Origin of the sequence: Kitasatospora sp. NPDC094019 (genome assembly GCF_044764505.1) — a bacterium.
Classification (GTDB): Bacteria; Actinomycetota; Actinomycetes; order Streptomycetales; family Streptomycetaceae; genus Kitasatospora.
Genome location: NZ_JBIWIF010000002.1, coordinates 82669 through 108507 on the forward strand (window position 1 = coordinate 82669; position 25839 = coordinate 108507).

The window sequence follows — 25839 nt, forward strand, 5'->3', positions numbered from 1 at the left end:
GGTGTCAGACGGCCGGTGCGGTGGTGCGGACGAGGTGGCGGGCGTACGCCTCGGTGGTGAGGAAGGCCGGGAGTTCGGGGCCGAGGGCGGTGTCGGCGAGGATCCGCGTCGCGTCGTCCAGCAGCCCCGGGTCGGTGCCCTCGGCGAGCAGGGTGGACCGTTCCCGGTCGATCAGCCGTCGCACGAGGTCCGGGCTGGCCAGTGAGCCACCGGCGAGCCGGGTGCAGTGGTGCTGCCACTGCCAGAGCTGGCAGCGGGCGATCTCGGCGGTGGCGACGTCCTCCATCAGGCCGAACACGGCGACCGAGCCCGTGCCGCCGAGCCAGGCGGTGAGGTAGCGCAGGGCGACGGCGACGTTGGCGCGCACGCCCTGTTCGGTCGGCAGCCCGACCGTGAGCCGGTGGACGCCGAGCAGGTCGGCGGCGGTGACCTCGACGTCCTCGCGGCGGCGGTCGAGCTGGTGCGGCCGTTCGCCGAGCACGGCGTCGAAGGCGGTGCGGCAGGTGCCGACCAGCCCCGGGTGGGCCACCCAGGAGCCGTCGAAGCCGTCGCCGGCCTCGCGTTCCTTGTCGGCGCGGACCCGGGTGAGGGCCGCCTCGTTGGCGTCCGGGTCGCGCTGGGGGATCGCGGCGGCCATGCCGCCGATGGCGTGCGCGCCGCGCCGGTGGCAGGTGCGCACCAGCAGGTCGGTGTAGGCGCGCAGGAACGGCTGGGTCATGGTGACGGAGGCGCGGTCCGGGAGGACGAACCGGGGGCCGTGGTGGGCGAAGTTCTTGATCAGGCTGAACAGGTAGTCCCAGCGGCCGGCGTTGAGCCCGGCGGCGTGCTCGCGCAGCTCGTACAGGATCTCGTCCATCTCGAACGCGGCGGTGATGGTCTCGATCAGGACGGTGGCCCGGATCGTGCCGTGGGGGATGCCCAACTCGGCCTGGGCGACGGTGAACACGTCGTTCCAGAGCCGGGCCTCCAGATGGTTCTCCAGCTTGGGGAGGTAGAAGTAGGGGCCGGAGCCGGCCGCGATCTGCGGGCGGCCGCAGTGGAAGAGATAGAGGCCGAAGTCGACCAGGGCGGCGATCGCCGGGCGGCCGTCGATCAGCAGGTGGGCCTCGTCCAGGTGCCAGCCGCGCGGGCGGACCACGATGGTCGCCGGGTCGTCCCCGACGAAGTACCGCTTGCCCGCGGCGGTGGTGTCGTCGATCCGGCGTTCGATCGCGTCCATCAGGTTGAGCTGGCCGGTGACGAGATTGTGCCAGGTGGGGGAGGTGGCGTCCTCGAAGTCGGCGAGCCACACCCTGGCACCGGAGTTGAGCGCGTTGACGGCCATCCGGCGCTCGGGCGGGCCGGTGATCTCCACCCGGCGGTCGTCGAGGCCCGGACCCGCGCCCGCGACCCGCCAGTTCGGGTCCTCGCGGACGGCGCGGGTCTCCGGGAGGAAGTCCAGGGTGCCGCCGGCGGCGAGGGCCTCGGCCCGGCGCCGCCGCTCGGCGAGCAGTGCGGTGCGGCGGGCCGCGAAGGGGAGGTGCAGGCGGGCGACGAAGGCGAGCGCCTCGGGGGTGAGGATCTCGTCGAAGCGGTCCTCGTGCTCGCCGAGGACGTCGATGCGGCTGGGCTGGCTCATCCGGGTTCTCCAGGAGGCAGGTGGACGGCGCCCGGGGCCCCGTCCCTCAACGGGGTCCCGGGCGTGGGGTGGACGGCGGCTCGTCCCCGACGAGGCCGCCGGGGTGGGTCAGTGGAACTGCTCGGCCTCGGTGGAACCGGTCAGGGCGAGCGTCTCGGCGTTCGGGTTGAGCGCGGTGGAGACCTGGTCGAAGTACCCGGTGCCGACCTCGCGCTGGTGCTTGACGGCGGTGTAGCCGTCGGGCACGGCCGCGAACTCGGCCTCCTGGAGGTCGACGTAGGCGGTCATGCCGTGTTCGGCGTAGCCGCGCGCGAGCTGGAACATCGAGTGGTTGAGCGCGTGGAAGCCGGCCAGGGTGATGAACTGGAAGCGGTAGCCCATCGCGCCCAGCTCCCGCTGGAACTTGGCGATCCGGTCGTCGTCCAGCGCGGCCTTCCAGTTGAAGGACGGCGAGCAGTTGTAGGCGAGCATCTTGTCCGGGTACTCGGCCTTGATCGCCTCGGCGAACTCCCGGGCCTGGGCCAGGTCCGGGGTGCCGGTCTCCACCCAGATCAGGTCCGCGTACGGGGCGAAGGCCAGACCCCGGGAGATCACCGGGGCCATGCCGGGCTCGACCCGGTAGAAGCCCTCGGCGGTGCGCTCACCGGTGCAGAAGCGGGCGTCGCGCTCGTCGACGTCGGTGGTGAGCAGGTTGGCCGCGAGCGCGTCGGTACGGGCGACGATCAGGGTCGGCACGTCGGCGATGTCGGCCGCGAGCCGGGCCGAGTTGAGGGTGCGGACGTGCTGCGCGGTGGGGACGAGCACCTTGCCGCCCAGGTGGCCGCACTTCTTCTCGGAGGCGAGCTGGTCCTCGTAGTGGATGCCCGCCGCACCGGCCGCGATCATGCCCTTGGTCAGCTCGAAGGCGTTCAGCGGGCCGCCGAAGCCGGCCTCCGCGTCGGCGACGATCGGCACCAGCCAGTCCGGGCCGCCGTCGGTGCCCTCGGCGGCGTCGATCTGGTCGGCGCGCAGCAGCGCGTTGTTGATCCGGCGCACCACCTTCGGCACCGAGTCGGCGGGGTACAGGCTCTGGTCGGGGTAGGTCTGCCCGGCCTGGTTGGCGTCCGCCGCGACCTGCCAGCCGGACAGGTAGATCGCCTTCAGTCCGGCCTTCACCATCTGGACGGCCTGGCCGCCGGTGAGCGCGCCGAGGGCGTGCACGTAGTCCTGCTCGTGCAACTGCCGCCACAGGCGCTCGGCGCCGCGCCGGGCGAGGGTGTGCTCCTCGCGGACCGACCCGGCCAGGCGGACCACGTCCGCCGCCGTGTAGCTGCGCTCGATGCCCGCCCAGCGCGGGTCGGATGCCCACCGGGCGGCCAGTTCCGCCGCGTTCCGCTCCTGCTGCCGCCGTACCGACTCGGTCATGGTGATCCGCTCCCGGGCTCGTTGCCGTGTGCTGTGGTGGATGGTGCTGTGAGAGGTGCGCCGCGAAGGTTGTGATGTCCGCCACCAGGACGGCGGGTGCGGCCGGGGTGCCGGGCGGGCGGTGCTGCACCGCGGGACGTGGATCCGCCGGGGACCGGCGCCAACAGGCTTCTTGTGGAGGTCGGTCGGCGTGGTCCGGGTTCGGGACCCGGCCGCGGTCCGACTCTGGCAGGTCGGCAGTGGTGCCGTCACCGCTGGACGGATGCCACGTTCTGCGAAGGAGGAACCGCGAATCGGCGAAGGTTGCGAAGACCGGGACGGACCCGAACGGCTAGGGTGGGCGCCCGTCGACCAGGGAGGCCGGGACACATGGGCAGGACTTTCGCCGGGGCGCGGCTGCGCCGGCTGCGCGAGGAACGCGGCCTCAGCCAGGCCGCGCTCGCCCGGCTGCTCGACCTCTCACCCAGCTACCTCAACCAGTTGGAGCACGACGCCCGCCCGCTGACCGTCCCCGTCCTGCTGCGGCTCACGGAGGCGTTCGGCGTGGAGGCCGGCTACTTCGCCCCGCCCGACACCGCCCGGCTCACCGCCGAACTGCGTGACTCCCTGGGCGAGGAGGTCGCCGCCGGGCGGGTCACCGCCGGGGACCTCGCCGAGCTGGCCCAGCGGCTGCCCGCGGTGGCCGCGCTGCTGCTCGACGTGGACCGCCGGCGCCGCACCGCCGCCGAGCGGCTCGCCGTCCTCGCCGAGGACCGCGGCCCGGCGGCGGGCCTCACCGAGGCCGGCACCCCGCACGAGCAGGTCCGCGAGTTCTTCTACCGCCGGGCCAACTACGTCGACGAACTCGACCGGGCCGCAGAGGAGTTGGCGACGCGGATCGGGGTCCGCCGGGGCCGGGTGCGGACCGCGCTGACCGACCGGCTCGCCGAGACGCACTCCGTCCGGGTGAGCACCGGACCGGGCGGGAAGGACGACCGGCTGCACCACTTCGACCCGGTCGGCCGCACCCTGTACCTCTCGCCCCGGCTGCGGCCCGGCCAGCAGGCGTTCCGGCTCGCCACCCAGCTCGGCTACCTGGAACACGACGCGCTGCTCACCGGACTCGCCGCGCAGGACGGCCCGGAGGGCGCCCCGGCGCTCGCGCTCACCCGGATCGGCCTGGCGAACTACTTCGCCGCCGCGCTGGTGCTGCCCTACCGGGTGTTCCACGACGAGGCGGAGACGTCCCGCTACGACCTGGAGCATCTCGCCGACCACTTCTCGGTCGGCCACGAGACCGTCTGCCACCGGCTCAGCACCCTGCAGCGGCCCGCGCTGCGCGGGGTGCCGTTCTCCTTCGTCCGGGTCGACCGGGCGGGCAACGTGTCCAAGCGGCAGTCCGCCACCGACTTCCACTTCTCCCGCACCGGCGGTACCTGCCCGCTGTGGAACGTCTACGAGACCTTCGCCGCCCCGGGCCGGGTGCACGTCCAGGTGGCCGCGATGCCGGACGGCCGCCGCTACCTGTGGACCGCCCGCGCCGTCACCCGTTCGCCCGGCGGCTGGGGGCGCCCCGGCAAGACCTTCGCCCTGGGGCTGGGGTGCGAACTGCGGCACGCCCCGCGGCTGGTGTACTCGGCCGGACTCGACCTCACCGACGAGGCGGCGGCCACGCCGATCGGACTCGGCTGCAAGGTCTGTGAACGGGCGGCCTGCCCGCAGCGCTCCGCCCCGTCGATCGGCCGCCCGCTCGCGGTGGACGAGCACAGCAGCACCTTCGCGCCGTACCCGACCCGGCCCGGCGACACCGGCTGACCGACGCTCCCGCCCGGCCGGGTCGGGGCGGTCCGCCCGGTAGCCTGCCTGGGTGCACGGGTTCGGAGTGACGGAGTTCCAACTGGTCCTGCTGCGACGGATGGCGGACTTCCGGCCAGACCTGGTCGAGGACGCCGTCCGTCGGCTGGGGGAGACCCGGGCGGGGATGCGGGAGGCGAACAAGCGCTGGCAGGCGATGCTCAGGGCGCCCGGATCCCCGGGCGGCGGGCGGCGCTACGGCGCGGTGCTCGGTCCGCCGGAGGCGGTGGTGGCGCGGAGGATCGGGGACCTCGCCTGTTCCGCCCGGCAGTGGGCGCTGCCGCTCTGGCCCGGGTTGCGGTTCGAGGTCCTGGCCGGTCCCGCCGAGGCGGGCGCGCCGGTGCTGAACGCCTGGCTGGTGCGCGCGCCGGACACCCCGCCGCCGGTGCTCCGCACGCTCGACGACCTGGGCCCGTGGAGCTGTGTGGTGGCGGACCTGGGCGCGGCGTTCCCGCCCGCGGTGCCGCGCGAGGGCAGCGCGCCGAACCGGTTCCGGCTGGACTTCACCGCGCCGGACGCGCGGGGCCGCCCGCGGGCGCTGACGGCGGACTTCACCTGGGGCCTGCTCCAGGAGGTGCGGCCGATCGACGGCCCCGCGCCGACGGCTGCGGACTGACGTCCGCGGATGGACTGCTGCGGACCGACGGCCGCGGACCGACGACCCCGTGTCGACGACCGTACGCCGACGCGCCTCAGCGCCGGTGCACCGTGCGCCCGCCGACCACCGTGCGGTCCGGCAGCAGCCCCCGCAGCTCCTCGACCGGGCAGGTCAGCGGATCGCTGGGCCACAGGGTCAGATCGGCGAACGCGCTGGGCCGCAGGGTGCCCCGGTCCCCGCTCTCCCCGGTCAGCCGGGCCGCCGCCGAGGTGTGCAGGGCGATCGCCTCCGACCGCCCGATCGCGTGCTCGGGCCCGACCACCCCGGCCACGGTGGCCCGGGTGGTCATGCCCCAGACGGACAGCATCGCGCCGTACGGGCCGACCGGGAAGTCCGAACCGGCGGCCAGCTGCGCGCCCTCGTCGAGCCATTCGCGCAGCGGGAACAGCGCCGCGGTGCGCTCCTCGCCCCAGGCCCGCCGCTGGGTGGGGGCGCCGTCGTGCAGCAGCGGGTGCTGCACGGTGACCGGGATGCCGAGGGCGACGGCCCGGGCCCGCTGGTCGGCCCGGGCGAGCCCGCCGTGCTCCACGACCAGGGTGCCGGCGGGCAGTCCGGGGCGGCCCGCGAGCACCTCCTCGAAGACGTCGAGCAGGGTGCGCAGGCCGCGGTCGCCCCAGGCGTGCACGCCGACCCGCAGTCCGCGCCCGACCACCCGGTCGACGGCCTCGGCCAGTTCCTTCGGCTCCCACAGCAGCCGGCCGTGGTAGCAGGGCTGTCCCTGGTAGGGCTCCTCCAGGGCGCCCGCCTCGAAGCCGCCGTCGATGCCGAACTTCACTCCCCAGACCGAGAGCCGGTCGTCCTCGTGGCCGGCGGCCCGCCAGTCCTCGACCCGGTCGAGCAGGGCGTCCACCTCCTCGGGGGTGCGGACGGCGAAGCCGGAGACCAGCGCCCGGACCCGGACGGCGAGGGCGCCCTCGCCGCGGGCGGCGCGCAGCACGTCGAGGTCCTCGACCGGGACGAGGCAGTCGCGGACGGTCCCGATGCCGGTGGCGGCGTAGGCGGCGGAGGCGGCGCGCAGTCCGTCGATCCGTTCGGCGAGCGCGGGCCTGGGCAGGACGCGCTCGGCGAGCTCGATCGCCTTGTTGATCAGGCGGCCGGTGAGGTTGCCCTCGTCGTCGCGCTCGATCACGCCGCCGGGCGGGTCGGGGGTGGCGGCGGTGATGCCGGCGAGCCGCAGCGCGGCCGAGTTGAGCACCATGTTGTAGGCGCCGCGGCGGACCAGCACCGGGTGGCGGTCGGTGGCGGTGTCCAACTCCTCGGTGGTGGGCATCCGTTGCTCGGCGAGGTTGACCTCCTGCCAGTTGACGGTGGTGGTGATCCACTGCCCGGCGGGGGTGGTGGCGGCGCTTTCGCGGACCAGGGCGAGGAACCCGGCCAGGTCGTCGGCGCGGTGGACGGGCACGCCGTGCACGCTGTGCCCGGCGAGGATCAGATGGGTGTGGGAGTCGTCGAAGGCGGGGAGCACGGTCGCGCCGGGCGCGTCGACGACCTCGGTGGCGGGGCCGATCAGCCCGTCCAGGCCGTGCGGCTCGGCGGCCAGGGCGGTGATCCGGCCGCCGGTGACGGCGACGGCGCGCCGCGGCGGCTCGCCGGGGACGAGGGTGTGCACCGCGGCCGCGCGCACCAGCAGGTCGGCCGGGGCCAGGTCGGTCGGGTCGGTCGGGTCGGGCCGGTGGGGCTGCGGGGTCATCACGGCTCCTGGCGGTGGTGGGCGGCGGTCACCAGCCCGGTGACCTCTTCGACGTGGCGCAGGCTCGGTCCGGCGAGCAGCGAGTGGAGTCCGGTGAAGACGGTCCGGGCCGCGACGGCGTTCCAGTCGGGCGGCAGCAGCGGGGCGGGCAGGCCGGGGTCCAGGTAGGGCAGCCGCCGCCACTGGGTGAGCATCGGGACGTAGTCGCGGAACGCCGCGGCCGGTGCGGGGTCGGGGCTGCCGGCGCGGGAGGCGAGCACGGGCTGCCAGGCGTCGGTGAAGTCGGCGTACCGGCCCTCGATGGCGGGGAAGTCCCACCAGGCGGCGACGGCGGTGCGCAGGTCGGTGAAGCCGGCGTACTCGGCGGAGAGGAAGAGGTGGACGTACGCGTCCAGGCCGAGGCGTTCGAGCAGGCGCCTGGCGTCGGGCAGGACCCGGGCGGGCGCCAGCCAGACGCCGGGGGCGGCGTTGCCGAAGCCGAGCCAGCTGAGCCGGGAGCGCAGGGTGTGGCGGTGGGCGCGGGCGGACTCGGGGACGGAGAAGACGGCCACCACCCAGCCGTCGGCGAGTTCGGCGGGCTCCAGGCTGCGGAAGATCCGGCGGTCCCCCTCCTCGAACACCGGGCCCATCGTGGGGGAGAGGCGGTAGCCGGTGCCGGTTCCGCCGCCGCGCTCCTGGAGCAGCGTGCCGGCCTTCTTGAGACGGGAGATGGCCGATCGGACGGCGGGTGCGTCGACGTCCAGCTCGGCCATCAGGGCGATCAGGTCGGCGATGGATATCCAGCCGCCGAGGCGGCGGACGAACTCGCCGTAGACGGTGTGGATCAGCGAGCTCGGCCGGGGCGTGCTCTCGGTCATCCGGATCTCCTCCCGACGGCTCGTGGTGATCATAGCGGCGGCACCCGGACGGGGCGGTCCGGGACGGGGCGGTCCGGGACGGGGCGGGTGCCCCGCCCGGGGGCCGGTTCCGTTCAGACCTCCGCGAACGCGCCGGAGAGCAGGTGGCCCGCGCCGGGGGCGAAGGCCGGCAGGCCGAGGGCGCGCAGCAGCTGGTGGGTGGTGCAGACGGCCGCCGAGACGACCGGCTTGCCGAGCCGCTGCTCGGCCTCCTCGATCGCCGACAGCGAGGGCATCTGCACACAGGCGGACAGCACCACCGCGTCGGCCCGGCTGTGCGCGAGGCCGGCCGCGATGCTCGGCAGCTTCGCCGGGTCGTGGGCGGCGACGTCGAGGTTGTCGGCGATCTCCAGGGCCGCGAAGTCGACCACCTCGATGCCCTCGTGGCCGAGGTAGTCGACGACGGTGCGGGCCAGCGGGCGCAGGTAGGGGGTGACGACGGCGACCTTCCGGGCGCCGAGCGTGTGCAGCCCGGTCACCAGCGCGCCGGCGCTGGTGACCACGGGCGCGGCGGCGCCGTTCTCGACGGTGCGCCGGTGCAGCCGCTGCTCGGCCTCCCGGTGGTAGCCGGGGCCGGTGGCCATCACCGCGACCAGGCAGGCGTAGCCGAGCACATCGACCCGGGCGTCGGCGAGTTCGGCGGCGCAGCGGTCGGACTCGGCGTCCATGGCGCGCAGTTGTTCGGGCGTGACCCGGGTCATCCGCATCCGGCTGGAGTGGAAGGTGAAGCGCTCGGGCGCGACCCGCTCGCGGGCCCGCAGCAGGGCCGGGACCTCGGTCTCCATGGTGACGTTGGAGCTCGGGACGATCTGGCCTATCCGGTAGCTGGTGGTCATCGGGGTGGGCTCCTCTGCGGGGGTGGGCGGCCGGTCAGCGGGCGTCGACCACGGGGTTGGCGAGGGTGCCGATCCCCTCGACGGTGGCCTCGACCAGGTCGCCGGGCCGGAGGAACCGTGGGGGCACCATCCCGGCGCCGACGCCGGACGGCGAGCCGGTGGCGATGACGTCGCCGGGTTCCAGGGTGACGCCGGAGGAGATGTCGGCGATCAGCCGGGCGATGCCGAACAGCATGTGGCGGGTGTTGGAGTCCTGCCGCAGTTCGCCGTTGACCCGCAGGGACAGGTCCAGTCGCTGCGGGTCGGGGATCTCGTCGGCGGTGACCACGACCGGGCCGAACGGCGCGTAGCTGTCCTGGCCCTTGGAGAAGAACCACTGGCCGGAGCGGCGCTGGTCGCGGGCGCTGACGTCGTTGACGATGCTGTAGCCGAAGACGTGCCGCAGCGCGTCGGCCTCGGCCACCCGGAAGGCGGGCGTGCCGATGACGACGGCGAGTTCGCACTCCCAGTCGAGCTGATCGGTGAGTTCGGCGTTGTGCAGGATCGGCTGGCCGGGGCCGGTGACGGCGGTGGCGGGTTTGCTGAACAGCACCGGCCGGTCGGGCAGTTCGCGCTCGGTGTCGAGGGTTCGGTGCGACTCGGCGACGTGCTCGACGTAGTTCAGCCCGACCCCGACGATCTTGCCGGGCCGCAGCGGGGCGCGCAGGGACACCTCGGCGAGCGGGCGGATCGCGGCACCCTCGACCGCCGCGTCGGTGAGCAGTTCGCGGACGGCGGCGAGGGCCGGTTCGCCGCCCGCGACCAGGCCCAGCAGGTCGGGGGGCAGCCGGACGCCGGCGGCGGAGGCGAGGGCGGACAGGTCGGCGACCCGGTCCCCGGCCAGCAGGGCGCCGGGGCGGGGGGTGTCGTCGCCGGGGACGCAGTAGGTCAACAGCCGCATGGTCGGGGGCTCCTGGTCACGGGGTGATGGTGGGCTGGTGCCCGTCGTGCTCCGGGTAGGGCTCCTCGCGGTACAGGCCGAGCGAGTGCATCACCGGGAAGTCGTTGAAGGAGAACAGGCAGGCGTCCTCGCCGGGGTCGAGGTTCGCGTGCTCGTGCCAGGCCCAGGACGGCACCACGAAGATGTCGCCCTGCTGCCAGCCGAAGCGGTGGCCCGCGATCACCGAGACGCCCCGTCCCTTGGCGGCCGTGTAGACCACCGAGCCGGTGTGCCGGTGGGCCCGGGTGGCCTGGCCGGGCCGCAGCAGCTGGAGGTGGGCGCCCATGGTGGGCATCACCGATCCGCCGGTGACCGGGTTGGTGTACTCCATGATCACCCCGTCCCAGGGCGAGCCCTCGGTGGCGCGGGCGAGTCGGGTGAGGGCGTGGTAGCTGGGCTCCCAGGGCCAGCCGAGCAGCGGCGAGTACGGCCGGGTCCACTTCTCGACGCCGTACGGCAGCAGGTTGCCGCCGTAGGTGAGCAGCGAGGAGTTGGCCACCGGTCCGGGGCGCTGGTGCAGCTCGGGGTGGACCTCGTAGAAGTTGGCGTCGAGCATGTTGACCAGCGGGATGTCCAGGCCGTCCTGCCAGATCACCGGGGCGTCCTCGGACTCGTTGCCGTGCTCGTGCCAGGCGCCGTTGGGCGTGATCGCGAAGTCCCGCGGGCCGACCTTGAGCTTCTGGCCGTCGACGATCGTCCAGGCGCCGGTGCCCTCGTGCACGAAGCGCAGCGCGGACGCCTGGTGGCGGTGCGCGGTCATCGCCTCGCCCGGGCCCATGATCTGCAGGCCGGTGTACAGCAGGCCGACGGCGGCGCTGAGTTCGCGGCGGCCGGGGTTGACCAGCATGACCACTCGTCGGCCGGCGTCGTCGGCCCGGACCAGCGGCAGCGCCTTGCGGACCAGCGGACGCAGGTCGGCGTAGCGCCAGAGCACCGGCACCGACCGGGGCTGCGGGTACCAGGGCTCGATCTTGTTCGCCACGGTCCACAGCGCGCCCGCGTCGACCTTGGCCAGCTCCTCGTAGTAGGCCGCGAGTTCGGGGCTGTCCGTGACCCGGGCGCGGCCGAGCCGGTCGTCGTCGTAGTCGGTCATTCCTCCTCCTTCGGGGGCGGTTCGGGAAGGGTCAGCGGCCGCAGCGGGCGGTTGTCCACGTGCAGCCGGAAGACGTCGAAGCGGTTGTAGTGGCCGACGATGTCGTGCATCTGCTTGGGCTGGACACAGCGGCCGAGGTCGATCTCGGCGTAGACGATCCCCTCCTCGTCCACCAGCGGCTCGGTCACCGCGCGCCCGTCGGGGCCGAAGATCCCGGACAACGCGCTGCGCGGGCGGGAGAGTTGCTTGCGCAGCTGCTGGTCCTCGCCGGCGACGGCGTCGACGATCTCCGGGGAGACCGTCGAGCAGGAGACCACGGTGAAGACCTTGCCCTCGAAGCAGTGCGCGGCGGCGCGCAGCGCGATCGCCTCCGCCATGTCGTAGTCCTCGGGGGCGACCGGTAGCGCGATGTAGCAGGCCGCGTGCACGAGTTCGCCCTGCGCGAGGAGGGTGAACCGGGCCAGCGGGTTGGTGTTCTCGCCGCAGGCCAGCGCGCCGAGCGGGCCGACGGCGGTGTCGTGGACCCGGAGTGTGCTGCCGTCGCCCGGGGTCCAGGTCAGCTTCTCGGCCCAGGTGGGGACCAGCTTGCGGTGCACGCTGAGCAGTTCGCCGTCGGCGTCGATCACCAGCACGGTGTTGTACAGCACCCCGAGGCTGTGCCGGCCGCGCTCGTTGACGCCGATCACCAGCACCACGCCGGCCCGGCGGGCGGCGGCGCGCAGCGCGTCGACGTACGGGCCCGGCACGTCCACCGAGGCGCGGTAGAGGCGCTCGTACCAGGGCGAGCCCTGGACCGGGTTCATGGTCCAGTTCCAGTACGGGTAGCCGGGGACGAACACCTCGGGGAAGACCACCAGGGTGGCCCCGTGCTCGGCCGCCTCGTGGATCAGGGCGACCGCCTTGGCCACGGTGGCGGCGGGGTCCAGGAAGACGGGCGAAGCCTGGACGGCGGCCGCGGTGAAGCGTGGGCGCCGCAGCGCGGCGGCGACGGGCTCGGTCATCGTTCCTCCTCGGTGCGGTCGGCCCGGCCCGGGTGGCCGGCGTTGTCGGCGTCGGGGCGCCAGCGGCGGTGCACCGGCGGCTCGGGCTCTCGCACCAGTCGCAGCCGGGGCGCCACCCGGTCGGAGCCAGGACCGGGCGGGCGCCGGCTGCCCGCCGCCCACGGCCCGGGCCAACGGGCACCGGGACCGGTGTACCCCTGCTCGGCGGCGGCATGCAACGTCCAAAGCGGGTCGTGCAGTTGGGCCCGGCCCACCGCGACCAGGTCGGCCCGCCCCGCCAGCAGCACCGAGTTGGCGTCGTCGTGCCCGGAGATGGCGCCGACCGCGACGGTGGGCAGGCCGGTGCCCGCGCGCACCAGTTCGGCGAACGGCGTCTGGTAGCCGCGTCCGTACGGCGGCCGTTGGTGCGCCACCACCTCGCCGGTGGAGACGTCCACCGCGTCCGCCCCGCCGTCCCCGAGGGCCCGGCAGAGGGCGACGGCCTCGGCCTCGGTGGTGCCGCCCGGCGCCCAGTCGCTCGCCGAGATCCGCACCAGCAGCGGCCGCCCGGCGGGCCAGACCGCGCGGACCGCCGCCAGCACCTCCAGCGGCAGCCGCAGCCGCTGGGCGAGCGGGCCGCCGTAGCGGTCGGCGCGCCGGTTGGTGAGCGGGGACAGGAAGCCGGAGAGCAGGTGGCCGTGGCCGAACTGGAGCTCCAGCACCTCGAAGCCGATCCGCGCGGCCCGTTCGGCGGCGGCCGCGAAGTCCGCCACCACGGCGGCGAGCTCGATCTGGTTTGCCTCGTGCGGCGGCGGACTGTCGGCGTCCCAGGGCAGCGGCGAGGCGGCCAGCAGCGGCCAGCCGTCCGCGCCCAGGGAACGGCCGATCCCGTCCGGTCCCGGTACGGAGGTGGCCGCCCGCCGTCCGGCGTGGGTGAGCTGGATCCCGAGCGGGGTGCCGCTCACCGCCCGGACCGCGGCGACGAGTTCGCGCCAGGCTTCCTCCTGCCGGTCGTTCCACAGGCCCGGGCAGTGGTCGGTGGCCCGGCCCTCCGGGGTGACCGCCGTCATTCCGGCGATCACCAGCCCGGCGCCGCCGAGCGCGTGCGCGGTCAGCTGGGCCCGGTCGAAGGCGCCGGGCAGCGCGTCGGGGGAGGTGAAGGTGGCCAGTGGCGGCACCACCACCCGGTTGCGCAGCTCCAGCGCGGCCAGCTTCAGCGGCCGGAACATCGGGGGGACCGCCGCCGCCCCGGTCGGATCGGCGCCGCCCGCGAACGCCGCCTCCACCGCCGCGACGAATCCCGGGTCGCGGTCCCGGAGGTTCCCGTAGGTGACCCGGCGGCTGCGGGTGAGCAGGTTGAAGGCGAACCGGTCGGGGTCCTGCCCGGTCCGCCGGTCGATCGATTCGAACCACTCCAGGCTGGCCTGCGCCGCCCGCTGGGTGGACTCCACCACCGGTCGCCGCTCGGTCTCGTACGCGGCCAACGCCTGCTCCACGGTGGGCTGTTCACCCAGGCTCGCGGCGAGGGCGAGGGCGTCCTCCAGGGCCAGCTTGGTGCCCGAGCCGATGGAGAAGTGGGCCGAGTGCGCCGCGTCACCGAGCAGCACCACGTTCTGATGCCGCCAGGCGGCGTTGCGGACCGTGGTGAAGCGGATCCAGCGGGAGGCGTTCGGGATCAGCCGGTGTCCGTCCAGGTGCGGGGCCAGCAGTGCCGCGCAGCGCCGCACGCTCTCGTCGTCGCTCTCGCCGCGCGCGAACTCCCGGTCGGCCAGGGACTCGAAGCCCGCCCGGCGCCAGGCGTCCTCGCCGATCTCGACGATGAACGTGGACCGTTCGGCGCTGTACGGGTAGGCGTGCACCTGGAGCACCCCGAAGTCGAACCGTTCGACCAGGAAGGTGAAGGCGTCGAAGACCTTGTCGGTGGCGAGCCACATGTAGCGGGCGTGCCGCTCGTCGAGCTGCGGCCGGAAGGTGGTGGCGTACGCGGCGCGGGTGGCCGAGTGGATGCCGTCGGCGGCGACCACCAGGTCGTACTCCTCTGCGAGCCGCTCGACCGGCGGCGCGGGCGTGCGGTAGCGGACGTCCACCGCCAGCTCGTCGCAGCGCCGTTGCAGGATCGCCCGCAGCCGGTTGCGGTCCAGCGCGGCGAAGCCGTGCCCGCCGCTGGTGCGCAGCTGCCCGGCGTGGCGGACGTCGATGTCGCTCCAGCGGGCGAACTCGGCGCTCAGCGCGGCGAAAACGGCCGGGTCGGCCTGGGCGATGCCGTCCAGGGTCTCGTCGGAGAACACCACCCCGAAGCCGAACTCGTCCTCCCGGGCGTCCCGTTCGAAGACGGTGAGCTCCCGGTCCGGTGCCAGCTGCCGCGCCAGCGCGGCGAAGTAGAGCCCGCCGGGGCCGCCGCCGATCACCGCCACCCGCCGGGCGGCCCCGATCGCCGGACCGCCTCCGGTGCCCACCGCCGGACGGCCTCCGTCCCCGGTCACCGGATCGCCTCCGGTTCCTGCCGCCCGGCCCCGGCCAGCGCCAGCCGCACCGGCTCCGGCCAGGGTTCGGTGCCCTTGGCGTGCGGGGCGGCGTGCACCACCGACATCCGCCCGCCGGCGGCCGGGCCGTTGGGGCCGTGCACCTCGAAGGCGTAGTGCAGTGAGGAGCCGCCGACGCGTTCGACCCGCAGCTCGACCCGGACCAGGTCGCCGAACCACAGCCGTTCGCGGTAGTCGGCCTCGAAGTGCACCCGGGGGATGCGCCCGAACAGCCCGTCCAGGCCCAGCCGGCGCAGCAACGTCGCCTCGGCGGCCTCGGCCCAGCGCTGGACGGCGGAGAAGTGGTAGTGCCCGGCGGCGTCGGTGTCCGACCACTCGACCCGCCGCTCGACGGTCACACTGGCGGGCTGCGGACCGGACGCCGTCCCGGGCGCCGCGCGTCGGCGCAGCTCGGCCCGGGCCAGCTTCCCGGTCGCGGTGCGCGGCAGCGCGTCGACGAACTCGACCGCGCGCGGGTACTTGTAGGGCGCGATGGCCCGCTTGACGTGCTCCTGGAGCGCCCGCACGGTGTCGGCGCCGGCGGCGACCCCCGGGCGCAGGACCACGTACGCCTTGACCACGGTGCCGCGCCGTTCGTCCGGCGCCCCGACCACCGCGCAGTCGGCGACGTGGGGGTGTTCGGCGAGCACCTGCTCCACCTCGGGTCCGGCGATGTTGTAGCCGGAGGAGACGATCATGTCGTCATTGCGTGCCCGGTACCAGAAGTAGCCGTCCGGGTCGCGGACATAGGTGTCCCCGGTCAGGTTCCAGCCGTCGCGCACGTACTCGTGCTGGCGGTCGTCGCGCAGGTAGCGGCAGCCGGTGGGGCCCTTGACGGCGAGCCGTCCGGGCTGTCCGTCCGGCACCGGGCGGCCGCGCTCGTCCAGTATCGCCGCCCGGTAGCCGGGCACGGGGCGGCCGGTCGAGCCCGGGCGGATGTCGCCGTCGGCGGCGGAGATGAACACGTGCAGCAGTTCGGTGGCGCCGATGCCGTCGATCAGCCGCTGCCCGGTGGCGGCGCGGAACGACTCCCAGACGGCGGCCGGAAGGTGCTCGCCGGCCGACACGCACCGCCGCACCCCGGCGAGCCGGTCGGCCAGCCCGGCGGCGAGGATCGCCCGGTAGGCGGTCGGGGCGGTGAACAGCACGTCCACCCCGTGCCGGTGCACGTGCTCGGCCAACTGCTCGGGGGTGGCCTGCTCCAGCAGCAGGGTGGCCGCGCCGGCCCGCAGCGGGAAGACCACGAGTCCGCCGAGCCCGAAGGTGAAGGCGAGCGGCGGAGTGCCGGCGAACAGGTCGTCGGCGGTGGGCCGCAGCAGGTGGCGCGAGAAGGTGTCGGCGTTGGCGAGCACGTCGCGGTGGAAGTGCAGGGTGGCCTTGGGCCGTCCGGTGGTGCCGGAGGTGAAGGCGATCAGCGCGACGTCGTCGGCGGCGGTCGGTACGGCGGTGAACGGCCCGGCGGTCCGCTCGCACCGCGCGATGAGGTCCTCGGGCCCGGCGCCGCCGTAGGGCACCACGGTGAGGCCGGGCGTGGTGGCCTGCTCCAGCTCCGCGAGGAACCGGTGGTCGCAGAGGGCCAGGACGGGCCGCGCGACCTCGTGCAGGGCGGTCAGCTCGGCGGCCCGCAGCAGTGGAACGGTGGTCACCACCACCCCGCCGGCCTTCAGGACGCCGAGCCAACAGGCCACCAGCCAGGGCGCGTTGGGTCCTCGTAACAGGACCCTGTTGCCGGGCACCAGGCCCAGCGGCCCGGTCAGCAGCCGGGCCACGGCGTCGGCGCGTCCGCGCAGTTCGCCGTACGTCCACGCGTCGTCCGGCGTGACCAGGCAGCGCCGGTCCGGGCCGAACCGCTCGATCGTCGCGTCGAGCAGCTCGTGCGCGCAGTTGAGCCGGTCGGGATAGGCCAACTCCGGTAGTTCGAAAAGGAATTCGGGCCACTCCTCGAAGGGGGGCAGGTTGTCTCGACAGAACGTGTCCACGTGCGCAGAAGGCGAGAGCTCCATGGGTGGGCCACCTCATCGGGCGAGCGGGAGTGAGGCAAGTATCGCGCTTCGGTGACGCCAGTCAAGAGAGCGATACACGCATTCGGCCCAGTTCCGCTCGCCGCCCGGCGCCACCGGAGGAGCGTGCGGGTCGGTACGGCTAGCGCGGGGTGGACTCGTCGCCGCGGAAGGGAGCGCCGTGACCGGGCACGATGAGGTCCGCGACGGCCAGCACCCGGAGCCGGGAGGCCCGCAGCAGCTCGCGGTCCGGCGCCACCGGGTCCTCGGCCGGTCCGGCCGCGTGCCACCACAGGTCGCCGGCGAACGCGACCACCCCCTCCGGCGTCCCGGCGAGCAGGGTGATGTCCTCGGCGCTGTGCCCGGGGGTGCGGATCAGGCGGAGGGACGGGGTCAGCTCGTACCCCTCGGCGTCCCGGTTCGTCCACCCGTGGCCCCGGTACTCGACCCGGTGGTCGTGCACCCCGCCCCCGCCCGCCGTCCTGGACGCCCTGGTGGCCGCCCACGAGCGCGGCGCCCTGGTCGCCGCCCACTGCGTCGGCACCTTCGCGCTCGCCGCCGCCGGGCTGCTCGACGGCCGCCGCGCCACCACCCACTGGCGCTTCGCCGCACTGCTCGCCCGCAGCCACCCGGACGTCACCGTCGAACCCGAGGCCCTCTACCTGGACGACGGCCGGATCACCACCGGCGCCGGGGCCGCCGCCGGCTTCGACCTCTGCCTGCACCTGATCCGGCGTGAGCACGGCGCCGCCGTCGCCAACCACATCGCCCGGGACATGGTGCTGCCCTCCCACCGCGACGGCGGCCAGGCCCAGTACCTCGCCGCGCCGGTGCCCGGGGACGGCGAGGACGAGCGGCTGGCCGAACCGCTCGGCTGGGCCCGCGCCAACCTCCACCGGCCGTTGCCGGTCGCCGAACCGGCCCGCCGGGCCGTGATGAGCAAGCGCTCCTTCCTCCGCCGCTTCACCGCCGCCACCGGCACCACCCCGCACGCCTGGCTCGGCGAGCTGCGGCTGACCGCCGCCGAGGAACTCCTGGAGACCACCGACCTGCCGGTGGAGGAGATCGCCCGCCGGGTCGGCTACGGCAGTGCGGCCGTCCTGCGGGACCGCTTCGTCCGGCGGCGCGGCGTCCCGCCCCGGGTCTACCGCCGATCCTTCTCCCGGACGGCGGGTGCCGGGGCCGGGCGTCCGGCCTGAGCGGTCCCCCGGCCCGACCGGTCCCGGGTCGCGGCCCGCCCCGGCCGTCAGCCGTGTGCGGCGCCCCGCGCCCGCCCGCCCGCGGGACGTCCGCCCAGCCACCGCAGGGCCGCGGCCGCGGCGTTGGCGCCGCACATGCCGTGGACACCGGGCCCGGGCGGAGTGGCGGCGGAGCAGAGGAAGTGGCCGGGCAGCCCGGTGGCGTACGGGTGCAGGGTGGCCCGGGGGCCGAGGACCAGTTGGCGGACGTCCTTGGCGCCCGTCATGATGTCGCCGCCGACGAAGTTGGGGTTGTCGGCCTCGAAGCCGGCCGGGCCGCGCACCGCCATGCCGAGGACGCGCTCGCGGAAGCCGGGCGCGAAGCTCTCGATCCGGGCGATCACCGCCTCGGTGGCGTCCCCGGTCCAACCGTGCGGCACATGGGCGTACGTCCACAGCGGGTGGACGTCGCCCGCCGAACGGCCGGGGTCGGCCAGGTACTGCTGGCCGACCAGCACGAACGGCCGCTCCGGCATCCGCCCGGCGGTCACGTCGCGCTCGGCGGCGGCGATCTCGGCGAAGCCGCCGCCGAGGTGGACGGTCCCCGCGCGGCGGGCCGGCTCGGCCGTCCAGGGCACCCCGCCCGCCACCGCGAAATCCACCTTGAACGCGCCCGGCCCGTGCCGGAACCGGCGGTAGGCGCGGGCGGTCCGGGGCGGCAGCCGGTCGCCGAGGATCGTGGCGACGGCGCCGGGGGCGAGGTCGTACAGGACGAGGTCGGCGGGCGGCAGCTGCGCCGCCGAGCGGACCGGTACGCCGGTCTCGACGACCCCGCCCAGTTCGGTGAGCAGCGCGGCCAGTGCCCGGGTGATCGCCCCCGAGCCGCCGACGGCCACGGCCCAGCCGTACCGGTGCCCGGCGGTCAGCAGCCCGAGTCCCACGGCGGCGCCGAGCGGCCGGTCCAGCGGCTGGAAGGCGTGGGCGGCAGCCCCGCCGAACAGCGCCCGCGCCCGCTCCCCGGCGAAGGCCCGGGCGACGGCGGTGGCCGGCAGCAGGGCCGGCACGCCGAAGCGGGCCAGCCGCACCGGGTGGCGGGGGAGCCGCAGCAGCGGGCCCATGAGGTCGTGGGCGAGTCGGTCGTACCCCGCGACCGGCCCCTCGAACAGCTGCCGCCAGCGCCGCCCGTCGACGCCGCCGAGCCCGTCGGCCGTCGCGGCGACCGAACGGTGCAGGACCGCGGCCGTGCCGTCCGCCAGCGGGTGCGCGCAGTCGATCTCCGGCAGCCGGAACTCCAGTCCGAACCGGTCCAGGCCGAGGCGGCTCAGGAAGGGCGAGCCGATCGTCATCGGATGGATGGCCGAGCAGTGGTCGTGCAGCAGACCGGGCACGATCGCCTCCGCGCTGCGAGCGCCGCCGCCGATCTCCCCGGCGGCCTCCAGCACCGTCACCCGCACGCCCGCCCGCGCCAGCCGGACGGCGGCGGCGAGCCCGTTCGGCCCGGCGCCCACCACTACCGCGGTACTCATGCGGCCAGCATCCCGCATCCGCCGCCGTCGCGTGCCGGCGGCGCTACGGCGCTGCGGTGCCGCGCGCCCGTCAGTGCCGCGGCACCGCGCACCCGTCCGGCCCGCCGACCTCGCCGCTGTCCGCCGCGCCGGCGTCGCCACCGACCTTGACGAGGGGGAACACCGGGCGGCTCTCCCAAGCCTGCTCCAGCGCGGCGGCGAAGGTCTCCGTCGGCTGCGCGCCCGAGACCCCGAGCCGCCGGTCGAGCACGAAGAACGGCACCCCGGTCGCCCCCATCGCGCTCGCCGTCGCCTCGTCCTCGCGCACCGCCTGCGCGTAGGCGTCCGGATCGGCCAGCACCCGGGCCGCCTCCGCCCCGTCCAGACCGGCCTCGACCGCCAGCTCGGCCAGCCGCCCGGGCGCGAACGCGGACCGCTCCTCGGCGAAGTTCGCCCGGTAGAGGGCGTCCAGCAACTCGGCCTGCCGCCCGTGCTCGGCGGCGAAGTGGAGCAGCCGGTGCATGTCGAAGGAGTTCGCGGCGTCACGCCCCGAGCGGAGGTACGCCAGCCCCTCCGCCTCGGCGTTGTCGGCGATCCGCTGCTCCGCCGCCTCGGCCTGTTCCAGCCCGAGCCCGTACTTGGCGGCGATCAGCGGCACCACCGGCCTGGCCTCGCGCGGCGACCTCGGGTCGAGTTCGAACGACCGGTGGACGACCTCCACGGCCTCCCGGTGCGGGAAGCGCTCCAACGCCCGGTCGAACCTCGCCTTGCCGATGTAGCACCACGGGCAGTTGATGTCGCTCCAGATCTCGACGCGCACGGTCGCTCCTGTTCTCGCCTGGTGGCGGGTCCGTCCCGCCGACTTCCCGGGTCAACACTCATGAGTACCTGAATATTTCTCTCTATGAACTATCTGCCGTCCGGGTGGGCGGGGCCGATCGCCGGCATTCATCGGCACCGGTGCCAACCTCCCCGCCCGTCGGCCGAATTGGCGTGCGCCCCGCCGCGCCCCGCTGTTCGGGTGAACGAGGGCGGGGCGGGTGTTTTGTCCACGAATCGACGGGCCCGGTCCGTGTAGCTTCCGGTGCCGATCAGTCCCTTCCGCGCCGCCGGGCGTCCCTGCGCGCCCGGCGGCGCGCCTCGCCTCTCCGACCCCCCGGAGGACACACCCCCCATGCGCTCCCGCCACCTCGCCGCCCTGTCCCTGGCGGCCGCCCTGCTGGTGACCGGCACCGCCGTCACCCAGAGCGCCGCCGCCACCACGGCCCGCACCGGCGAAGTCCAGGCCGACCCGGCCGACTGTCCCAGCGAGCAGTACCGGCCGACCGCCGAGGACAAGAAGAACTTCTACTGCGGCTTCAAGGAGCTCGGCCCCAGGAACCTGCCCACCGGGGTGGCGAAGCTGCTGAAGCACTACGACCGCTTCGGCGGCCTGACGCCCCAGCAGTTCCTGTCCTGGTACCGCGACGGCCTCGACTGGAAGTACCCGGGCCAGGACGGTTTCCGTGACGTCAACGGCACCATCGACCGGAGCACCGTCGAGATCCCCACCGGCACCAGGCTCGACCGCTTCGGGCTCTACTTCGGCCGCTACCTCTCCAAGCCCGGCACCTCCTTCCCCGAGCGCGCGCTCCCGCCGGACAGCCTCAACCCGGTGGTCGAGGACGGCAAGGAGGTCGACAGCTACCACTGCTACGGCGTGAAGCTGCCCTTCAAGGTCGAACAGGGCGGCATCGCCTCCGGTTTCGCCCAGCCCGGCAAGGGCCTCCAGCAGTACCTGAACGAGAAGCTGAAGCCCGCCGAGTTCGGGACCGACGCGTACAACGTGAAGACCCTGCTGGACCGCAAGTACCTGGAGGCGCTGCCCGACTCCGTCTGCCTCGCCTGATCCGAAGCGGAACGCCGCCCGCCCCGTCGCCACCGGTGGGGCGGGCGGGCTCACGACTCGATGATCCGGCCCGCCGTCGGGTGGGAGAGGATCAGGCCCAGGAGCTGGGGATCGCCGCTGTACAGGTAGGCGGCCTCCTCGGGCGGCGGCTCCGCGCCCTCGACCAGCAGCAGGTCGAACCGCATGGTGATGTCCGTGCCGAACTGCTCGTTGAGCATGTCGAACACCGCCCGGGAGACGGTGACGGCCGCGACGGGCCGGTCCCGGCCGTAGCGCTCCCCGGTGATCCTGTTCCTCAACCGGTCTGCTCCGGGCAGGCGTTCGGGGTACTGGCCGTGCAGGACGGACACCGCGATCGGGGTGCGCGGCCGGTGCTCGGGATCGAGCCGCTTGAGCCGGTCCCAGATGCCCAGGAGGGCGCGCCCGGCCGTGGCCAGGGGATCGCCCGGTTCGACGAACGTGAGCAGCAGCTCGGCCCCGAACCCGGACGGCGGCCGGGTGAGCCCGCTGTCGTCGGTCGAGACGAGTTGGACCTCGCCGAGGATCCGCTCCAGGAGGCGGACCGCCGCCTCGTCGGCGTCCGGGACCTGGACGGCCAGGTAGAGCTGGTTGACCCGGGCCTCTCCGGAGAAGGCCACGAACAGCCGATCGAGCGCCGCCCGATCCTCGGGGGGAGGATACGCGGACCGGACCCTGCTCTCCTCCATGTACTGGACGAGGGCGCGGAGGAACCAGTCGGCAACGGTGCTGTCGCTCCGGCGTCGGTCGATCGCCCGCAGCCCCTCGGCCACGGCGGTCAGGTCGTCGAAGCGCCGGTCGCCGAGGAGGATCCGCACCAGGGAACGGGTGAACCCGAAGGCCGTGTCGGTGCCATGGTGCTCGGCCGTGTACGCGACCAGGGCGACCAGGATCGGCCGCTCCGCCTCCAGCCAGGCCCTGGCCCGTTCGGGATCGCGGAAGCGGACGGTGGACCGGAGGCCCACGGAGACGGCGGCCTCCGTCTCCGACCGGTAGTGGTCCAGCAGCCGGTCGAGCGCGGTCGCCCGGTCGTCGACCTCGGCATTGGCCTCGCCCCGGCTCATGGAGTAGAGCCGGAGCAGCGGCGGGAAGCGCCAGTGGTCCCTGGTCGGGCCCGGCTCCAGCAGGTGGGCCCGGGCCAGCGCCGCCATGAGCCGCTCCGCCACCAGGATGTCGAGGTCCGCCAGGCCCGCGGCGACGTCGGTGGACAGCTCGGGGTGCGGGTACACGGAGAGCAGGCGGAACAACCGGCCCTCGCTGTTCGACAGGTCCGGGTACGACTCGGTGAAGGCGACCCGCAGGCTCCGCTCGCCGTGGCTGAGCCCGTCGAGCAGGAAGCGGGGGTCGCTCAGCTCCCGGACCAGGGCGGCCACGGGGAGAGCCGGCCGATCGGCCAGCCGGTCCGCGCAGATCGTCAGCGCCAGCGGCAGGCCGTCGCACAGCTCGGCGAGCGCCAGCCAGGGACCGGGCTGGCCCCAGACGCGCTCGTCACCGGGCAGCGACGCCTCCACCCGGTTCTGGAGGAGTCGGACGGAATCCTCCAGGGTCATCGTGAGCAGGTCGAAGCGGGTGGCGTCGATCGTCGGCGAATGGCGCGAGGTGGCGAGGACGGTGACCGGGCCGTCGACCGGGAGGAACGGCCCGAGCTCGACGGACGGCCGCGCGTTGTCCAGCACCAGCAGGATCGGTCCGGCCTCTCCGGCGAGCGCCGCGACGACCGTTCGGAAGAGCTTGGCCTGATCCTGGGGGTACTGGGGCACGATCTCGCCCGGAACACCCAGGGCGCGCAGCAGGGCGCCCAGCCCCGGGGTGGCGGAGGCCGCGGGGGTGTTCGAGTGCTCGCGCAGGTCGAGGTAGAGCGCCCCGCCGGGGTACCAGCCGCGCTCCAGGGCCGTGGCGGCGGCCCGGAGCACGAGTTCGGACTTCCCCACACCGGGGAGACCGGTGAGCACCGCGGTACGCGTCAGGATCTGCTCGGGTTCGATGCGTTCCAGGAACGACAGCAGCATGGCCATCGCCTCGGCGCGGCCGGTGAACGCGGGGGACGGCGCGGGGAGGCCGGACCACGCGGCGGAGATCGGAGCCGGTAGGCGCAGCGTCACCGGCAGGTCGTGGACCGTGGCGTGGACGACGACCCGGCCGCTGCTCGTCCGGGTCGGCGACCGGCCGTGGAGGGCTGCCGGGGCGCTCGCCAGCTCCGCGTCGAGGTCCATGTCGGCCAGGACGTCCGGCCGGTTCGGCAACCGCCGGACCAGGTTCCGCAGGGCGGCGGCCTGCTCGGCGTCATCGGCGTCGTAGGCCGGGCCGAGTCGGGCGCGCAGCTCCTCCAGCACCTCCTCGGGCCGGAGCGCCCCGAGGCGGATGACGGTGGCCGCCGGTGCGGACCAACTGCCGACGGAGGCAGTCGTGACCAGCACGCAGCCCCGGCCGCGCGGGGGGAGGGGGAAGGGGAGATCGGGAGCACTGGTCCAGGCGGTCCCGGGAAGGCCGTCGAGGACGAGGAGCCAGTCCCGGTGCAGGGCCAGCTGCTCCCACAGTGCGTGCGGCTCGTCGGGGATGCCGTCGGCCGGGGCGAAGGCGGACCACAGTCGGGCGAACCCCCGCTCCATGCTGTCGGGACGGCGCGCGTCGATCCAGTGGGCGAAGCTGTGCCGTCCACCGTGGGCCCGGGCGTACTCCTGGACCAGTCGGCGGCGCCCGGTGCCCGCCTCGCCGACGATCACCGCGAGGGCGGGACGCTCCGGTGTCGACGCCGCCCGGCCGGGGTCGAAGGCTGCTGCCAGCGCGGCGAGTTCGCGCTGCCGTCCGATCATGCGCACCGGTTCCGGCGGGCTCAGCGCCGGTCGGACGGGCAGCAGCAACTCCGGTCGGACGGGCAGCGGCTCCCGAGCGGGTGGCGCTGTCCCGGCTGCCGCGCCGGCCGTCCGCCCGACCGCCTCGGCCAGCCGCGCGGCCAGTGCGGCGTGCTGGCCGCCCGCGCTCGCGAGGACCGTCACCGCGACCTCGGCGAACGGCAGGCTCCGCGCCGACAGCCGCACTTCACCGTCGACCTCCCCGCCGGTCCCGTCCGCGCCGACGAGCCTGGCGACGGCGCGGAAGTCGCGGGTGCCGCCGAAGGTCGCCGCGACCCGGCCGGACACCTTGGTGAGTACGTGCCGCAGCACGTCGACGGCCTCGGTGCGGGTCAGTTCGGCGAGCAGTTCCTCCCGCACGCCGTCCCGGAAGTCGTAGACCTGCGCGTCCGGGTCGGTGGCCGTTCCGCCCCGGGGCGCGATCAGCCCGGAGAGGAACAGCTCGGCGAGGTCGGTCTGCCCGGACTCCGGCGCGGCGGCCCGCTGGACCAGGCGCATCACCGGCAGGCTGAGCGGCGCCGCCGCCAGGTGGCAGGCCAGCCGGTAGGCGTTCGGCGAGCTGCCCGCCCGGAACCGGGCGACGCGTTCGGCGGGCGTGGCCGGGTCGTTGGCCGGGCCGGTCGGGCGTTGCGGGCGCGGTACGCCGGCGATCGGTGCGGCGAGCATCGGCGTCCACCCGGAGGTGCGGCCCGCGGTCAGGTCGGCCCACGGGGTGACCCAGTCGGCGTCGACCTCCAGTACCGGTAACCAGCTGATGCCCGAACGGAGTTCGGCGCCCCGGCTGCCGGGCGGGACACCGGGCAGGGCGGCGTCCGAGCGGAAGGCCGGGACGGGTCGGCCCGCCACCGAGGCACGAGCGGAGACGAGGGCGGTGCGCAGGGCCGTCCGGTGCCAGAGCCGCCGGGGCAGCACCTGGAGCGCCGCCGCGGGCCGGGCGGCGGCGACGCCGGCGAGGAAGTCCGGCAGCGCCTCTCCGTACCAGGCCGGGCCGACGCCGTCGGTGAGGACGAGCAGGATCCGCCGGTCGGTCGGGTCGTTGAGGGGCCGGGACCAGTCGGCCCGGGCGGCGGTGGGCGCGTCCGGGCGGCGGCGGTGGAACGGTGCGAGCGTGGGGGTCGACCGGTCGGTGTCGAGTGCCCAGCACCGCACGTCCGCGAAGGCGCCGTGCCGCTCCAGCAGGGTGCTCAGCTCTCCGGCCAGCCGGTGCCAGACGGCCATGGTGGCGCCCGTGTCCACCAGCAGGTCGACCGAGAAGCGCGGCTGCTGGGCCGGCCGCCAGACCGGGAGCAGGACGCCGGTCTCGGCGGTGGCCTCGGCGGTCGCCTCCTCGTCGAGGGTGGCCCGGCCGGGGGCGTCGACCGCGCGGCGCAGCGGGCGCAGGGCCCGGGCCAGGGCGAGGGCACCGTCCAACGCGGCGGGCTGGGTGACCTGGACGACGTGACCGCCGGGCCGGTCCGTACCGCCCTCCTCCGGGGTGTCGTGGCGATGGTGCAGGGCGGCCTGCGGACCGGCGGGTGATCGCACGGGCGGCGGTGCGGCGGCGTCCGGTCCGGTCCGGTCGGTGCCCGGCGGGTGCGGCGGTGCGGCGGCGGTGGTGGGTGTCGGACCGGTCGCGGCCCGCCCGTTCTGCCGGGGCGGCGGAGACCGCCACGGCACGGTGGTCGATTGCGGCCGGGGACGGGCGGGCGGTGGTTCCGCGGCCGGTGGTGGCACGGAGGACGTCGGCAGTGCGGACGGCGGTGGGTCCAGCAGACCGGTCAGCCCGGCGATCCACAGGACGTCCGCGAGGTCCTGCGGCAGCGGTCCGCCGTCCGCCGCCGGTCGGAGCAGCCCGGCGAGCGCCTCCGTCAGTCCTTCCGCCGACCCGCCCGGCGATGCCGAACCCATCC

16 protein-coding genes and 3 pseudogenes are annotated in these 25839 nt (G+C 75.0%); 4 read left to right on the forward strand and 15 right to left on the reverse strand.

The genetic code is table 11. The features are described 5' to 3' along the window. Nucleotides 1-4: 4 nt before the first annotated feature. Together aceB and aceA are read right to left on the reverse strand one after the other, a co-directional pair. Nucleotides 5-1618, reverse strand: coding sequence for a malate synthase A (aceB, locus tag ACIQ9P_RS05460; RefSeq protein ID WP_402350093.1), 1614 nt, complete (start codon nt 1616-1618; stop codon nt 5-7). A 108-nt stretch (nt 1619-1726) separates the two neighbouring features. After that, nucleotides 1727-3022, reverse strand: a complete 1296-nt coding sequence (gene aceA / locus ACIQ9P_RS05465) for an isocitrate lyase (RefSeq protein WP_402350096.1) — start codon at nt 3020-3022, stop codon at nt 1727-1729. Between the two features lie 369 nt (nt 3023-3391). Here aceA and ACIQ9P_RS05470 point away from each other — a divergent pair, with 369 nt between their 5' ends. Next, entirely contained in the window at nt 3392-4816 is a 1425-nt protein-coding gene (locus ACIQ9P_RS05470) for a short-chain fatty acyl-CoA regulator family protein (protein WP_402350099.1), read from the forward strand. 100 nt (nt 4817-4916) lie between these two features. After that, nucleotides 4917-5471, forward strand: a complete 555-nt coding sequence (locus ACIQ9P_RS05475; RefSeq protein WP_402351452.1) for a hypothetical protein — start codon at nt 4917-4919, stop codon at nt 5469-5471. A gap of 76 nt (nt 5472-5547) precedes the next feature. On the opposite strand, the gene ACIQ9P_RS05480 is transcribed toward ACIQ9P_RS05475, so the two are convergent. The 10 genes and pseudogenes from ACIQ9P_RS05480 to ACIQ9P_RS05525 form a co-directional block, all read right to left on the reverse strand. Then, the gene (locus ACIQ9P_RS05480) at nt 5548-7203 is read right to left on the reverse strand and encodes an amidohydrolase (protein WP_402350102.1); all 1656 of its coding nucleotides are present in this window, start codon (nt 7201-7203) and stop codon (nt 5548-5550) included. Then, the gene (locus ACIQ9P_RS05485) at nt 7203-8060 is read right to left on the reverse strand and encodes a PaaX family transcriptional regulator C-terminal domain-containing protein (RefSeq protein ID WP_402350105.1); all 858 of its coding nucleotides are present in this window, start codon (nt 8058-8060) and stop codon (nt 7203-7205) included. Before ACIQ9P_RS05485 ends, ACIQ9P_RS05480 begins: the two co-directional genes overlap by 1 nt. A 113-nt stretch (nt 8061-8173) precedes the next feature. Beyond that, entirely contained in the window at nt 8174-8935 is a 762-nt protein-coding gene (locus ACIQ9P_RS05490; protein ID WP_402350108.1) for an Asp/Glu racemase, read from the reverse strand. Between the two features lie 34 nt (nt 8936-8969). Continuing rightward, nucleotides 8970-9875 carry a fumarylacetoacetate hydrolase family protein gene (locus tag ACIQ9P_RS05495; protein ID WP_402350111.1) on the reverse strand — a complete coding sequence of 302 codons (906 nt, stop codon included), beginning with the start codon at nt 9873-9875 and terminating at the stop codon, nt 8970-8972. Between the two features lie 16 nt (nt 9876-9891). After that, nucleotides 9892-11007 carry a cupin domain-containing protein gene (locus tag ACIQ9P_RS05500; RefSeq protein ID WP_402350113.1) on the reverse strand — a complete coding sequence of 372 codons (1116 nt, stop codon included), beginning with the start codon at nt 11005-11007 and terminating at the stop codon, nt 9892-9894. Further along, nucleotides 11004-12008: a carbon-nitrogen hydrolase family protein gene (locus tag ACIQ9P_RS05505; RefSeq protein ID WP_402350116.1), complete on the reverse strand. Its 1005-nt coding sequence runs from the start codon at nt 12006-12008 to the stop codon at nt 11004-11006. Before ACIQ9P_RS05505 ends, ACIQ9P_RS05500 begins: the two co-directional genes overlap by 4 nt. Further along, nucleotides 12005-14470: an FAD-dependent monooxygenase gene (locus ACIQ9P_RS05510; protein ID WP_402350119.1), complete on the reverse strand. Its 2466-nt coding sequence runs from the start codon at nt 14468-14470 to the stop codon at nt 12005-12007. The genes ACIQ9P_RS05505 and ACIQ9P_RS05510 overlap by 4 nt, the downstream gene beginning before the upstream one ends. Next, nucleotides 14467-14868 (reverse strand): acyl-CoA thioesterase, encoded by a 402-nt coding sequence (locus ACIQ9P_RS05515; protein ID WP_402351455.1) that lies wholly within the window; start codon nt 14866-14868, stop codon nt 14467-14469. The genes ACIQ9P_RS05510 and ACIQ9P_RS05515 overlap by 4 nt, the downstream gene beginning before the upstream one ends. Before the next feature lie 15 nt (nt 14869-14883). Continuing rightward, nucleotides 14884-16512: pseudogene (locus tag ACIQ9P_RS05520) on the reverse strand (AMP-binding protein); the annotation flags it as partial. A gap of 139 nt (nt 16513-16651) precedes the next feature. Beyond that, nucleotides 16652-16984: pseudogene (locus tag ACIQ9P_RS05525) on the reverse strand (MBL fold metallo-hydrolase); the annotation flags it as partial. Between ACIQ9P_RS05525 and ACIQ9P_RS05530 the strand changes: the two are divergent. Beyond that, nucleotides 16971-17708, forward strand: a pseudogene (locus ACIQ9P_RS05530) (GlxA family transcriptional regulator); the annotation flags it as partial. The pseudogenes ACIQ9P_RS05525 and ACIQ9P_RS05530 overlap by 14 nt on opposite strands. A gap of 47 nt (nt 17709-17755) precedes the next feature. Here the strand turns inward: ACIQ9P_RS05530 and ACIQ9P_RS05535 are convergent. Both ACIQ9P_RS05535 and ACIQ9P_RS05540 read right to left on the reverse strand, forming a co-directional pair. Further along, complete coding sequence (locus ACIQ9P_RS05535; protein WP_402350122.1) at nt 17756-19213, reverse strand: phytoene desaturase family protein; 1458 nt, start codon at nt 19211-19213, stop codon at nt 17756-17758. 70 nt (nt 19214-19283) lie between these two features. Beyond that, a complete protein-coding gene (locus ACIQ9P_RS05540; RefSeq protein ID WP_402350125.1) occupies nt 19284-20012 on the reverse strand; it encodes a DsbA family oxidoreductase in 729 nt (242 codons plus the stop codon). A 354-nt stretch (nt 20013-20366) separates the two neighbouring features. Here ACIQ9P_RS05540 and ACIQ9P_RS05545 point away from each other — a divergent pair, with 354 nt between their 5' ends. Next, nucleotides 20367-21080, forward strand: coding sequence for a TNT domain-containing protein (locus ACIQ9P_RS05545; protein WP_402350128.1), 714 nt, complete (start codon nt 20367-20369; stop codon nt 21078-21080). A 50-nt stretch (nt 21081-21130) separates the two neighbouring features. Here ACIQ9P_RS05545 and ACIQ9P_RS05550 read toward each other — a convergent pair whose 3' ends face one another. Then, nucleotides 21131-25837, reverse strand: a complete 4707-nt coding sequence (locus ACIQ9P_RS05550) for an SAV_2336 N-terminal domain-related protein (RefSeq protein ID WP_402350131.1) — start codon at nt 25835-25837, stop codon at nt 21131-21133. Nucleotides 25838-25839: the final 2 nt, after the last annotated feature.